Origin of the sequence: Micromonospora sp. NPDC023814 (genome assembly GCF_040639595.1) — a bacterium.
Lineage (GTDB): Bacteria > Actinomycetota > Actinomycetes > Mycobacteriales > Micromonosporaceae > Micromonospora.
Window position 1 is genome coordinate 1 of the sequence record NZ_JBFAAF010000204.1, and the last position, 2,228, is coordinate 2,228.

A 2,228-nucleotide genomic window follows, 5' to 3' on the forward strand; every position below is an offset into this window, starting at 1 on the left:
ACCAACATTGCCCGCGCCACCCGACGCGCCAACCGCCGCCCCCACGACCTCATCACCGCCGTGACCAGCAGCAACCCGAGAACGCAATGACCCTGCTCCGGCCCCCCGCGGGCCCGCCGTCGGGGCGTTTCGTTGGTCATAACGTCCCGCGCAGCGATCCCCATTCATCGTCGGCGTGGCGGATAGACCATCGGAGGCTTGAACGGTCGCCGGCTTGCGCTCGTCTTTCAGGCGAGGCTGCAGTGTGGGCGGCGATGGTTTGCGGCAGGCAGGTCGATGCGAACAGGACGAATTATTCGGTTCAATGCGGATCGCGGGTTCGGTTTCATCGCCCCTGACGACGGCGGAGAGGATATCTTCCTGCATGCGCAGCAGCTCGGGCCGGACCGGGACGCGATCCCGGCAGGCACGCGGGTGCAGTTTGAGGTTGTCAAAGGCCAACGCGGCTATCGGGCGCACGCTGTCACAGTTCTCGCCCCGCGGGCGTCGGAAGGTCCCGCTGCACCGATCGCTGAGAAGAGGCCGGAGACGGACAACGACGGGGACCTGCTCGAGGTGATCTCGGCGACGCAGTACGCCAACGAGATCACCGACGCCATCATCCGCTCCTGCCCGGACGTGACGGCGGCCCAGATCGTCGCCGCTCGTCAGCGGCTGGTGTCCGCGGCCGGTCGACGCGGCTGGCTCGATGACTAGCAACCCGCGGTACGCGCACATCCCCAAACATCCGTGAGCTGCCCGATGTCTCTTGGTGCCCGACGAACGAACCTTGCCTTGAGAGAACCAGGTATCGAGGAGAACAGCCATGGCGCTTGTGACTGGATCCGTCGAGGTCGGGGACCTAACCGCCGAGGAGCGGATGCAAGCCCTGTATGACGCCCACGCCAAGCCGGTCTATTCGTTCCTCCTGCGGCTCACCTTTGGCGAGCGTCGAGCGGCCGAGGACCTGCTGCAGGAAACGATGATGCGGGCCTGGCGCAAGATCGAGGTGTTGAACCAGGATATCGCAACACTCCGACCCTGGCTGCTCACCGTCGCCCGACGGGTGGCTATCGACGCCGGTCGGGCCAAGCAGGCCCGGCCGGAGGAAGTCGGGCTGGTGGATATGACGGTCCTACCATCCGGCGATGACGCCATCGAACGGATGCTCGCCGTTCAGACCATCAAGCAGGCGATGGCTAGACTGACCCCAGAGCACCGAGACGTGATCATCGAAATCTACTATCGCGACCGGCCGGTCGCCGAGGCGGCCGCGGTACTCGGCATTCCGGAGGGGACGGTAAAGTCGCGCACCTACCACGCACTCCGGTCGCTGCGCGCCGCCATGGGCGCCGCCGTGAAGCGCCAGCCCGAATAGCCCGAGGATCGTCAGGGTTAGGACGTGCAGAGAAATAAGTAGCGATTTCCCGCGTGGGCGCTGTTTGATGTGGTATGGGCGTAGTGGCGGAGACCGAGGGGATGCTGGCTGCGAAGTTCCGGGTGTTGTTTCCGCATCTGGATGAGCGGCAGCGTCGTCTGCTGATGGGAGCCAAGGCCCAGATCCTGGGCCATCGCGGGATCAAGCTGGTGGCCAGGGCCGCCGGGGTCGCGGAGCGTACGGTGTCACGGGGAGTGTCCGATCTCGACTCGGGCGAGGAGCCGTTGGGTAGGACCCGTCGGGCGGGCGGGGGCCGGAAACGGCTGGTCGATCTTGATCCGGGGTTGCGGCTCGCGTTGCTGGCGTTGGTCGAGCCGGACATGCGGGGTGACCCGATGTCGCCGCTGCGCTGGACGACCAAGTCGACCCGCAAGCTCGCCGACGAGCTGACCGGGCAGGGCTGGCAGATCTGCGCCGACACGGTGGCCGCCGTGCTGCGCGCGGAGGGCTTCAGCCTGCAGGCCAACGCCAAGACGATTGAGGGCAAGCAGCATCCGGACCGGGACGCCCAGTTCCGCTATCTCAACGAGCAGGTCAAGGACCACGAGGGCACCGGTGATCAGCGTGGATGTGAAGAAGAAGGAACTGGTTGGCGAGTTCAAAAACGGTGGGCGGGAGTGGCAGCCAGTGAGCCTTTCCGCGTAACACCCTGAGCACCGTTCGTGACGCCTGAATCGGTTGGCTACGGGCGGGAAACGCCTGTATAGGCATGGCCGAGCCCTGGGTGTCAGGGTTGGGTGAGACCAGCGGTTCAGAGCAAGTAGCCCTCCCAGGGCGAGGATGGACTCATCTTCGATGACGATTTTCAGCA

Annotated in this window: 2 protein-coding genes and 1 pseudogene; all 3 read left to right on the plus strand. The window is 65.5% G+C overall.

The window, feature by feature from the left end; translation table 11 throughout:
* The first annotated feature begins 276 nt into the window (after positions 1 to 276).
* Positions 277 to 696 (plus strand): cold shock domain-containing protein, encoded by a 420-nt coding sequence (locus tag AB0G14_RS35395; RefSeq protein ID WP_357705122.1) that lies wholly within the window; start codon positions 277 to 279, stop codon positions 694 to 696.
* Between the two features lie 109 nt (positions 697 to 805).
* Positions 806 to 1,357 (plus strand): sigma-70 family RNA polymerase sigma factor, encoded by a 552-nt coding sequence (locus tag AB0G14_RS35400; protein ID WP_357705125.1) that lies wholly within the window; start codon positions 806 to 808, stop codon positions 1,355 to 1,357.
* A 395-nt stretch (positions 1,358 to 1,752) separates the two neighbouring features.
* A pseudogene (locus AB0G14_RS35405) lies at positions 1,753 to 2,062 on the plus strand (hypothetical protein).
* The last annotated feature ends 166 nt before the right edge of the window (positions 2,063 to 2,228 follow it).

Coding starts and splice junctions, on each gene's coding strand:
- AB0G14_RS35395 (WP_357705122.1), top strand. CDS start 277: ATGCGAACAGGACGAATTATTCGGTTCAATGCGGATCGCGGGTTCGGT.
- AB0G14_RS35400 (WP_357705125.1), top strand. CDS start 806: ATGGCGCTTGTGACTGGATCCGTCGAGGTCGGGGACCTAACCGCCGAG.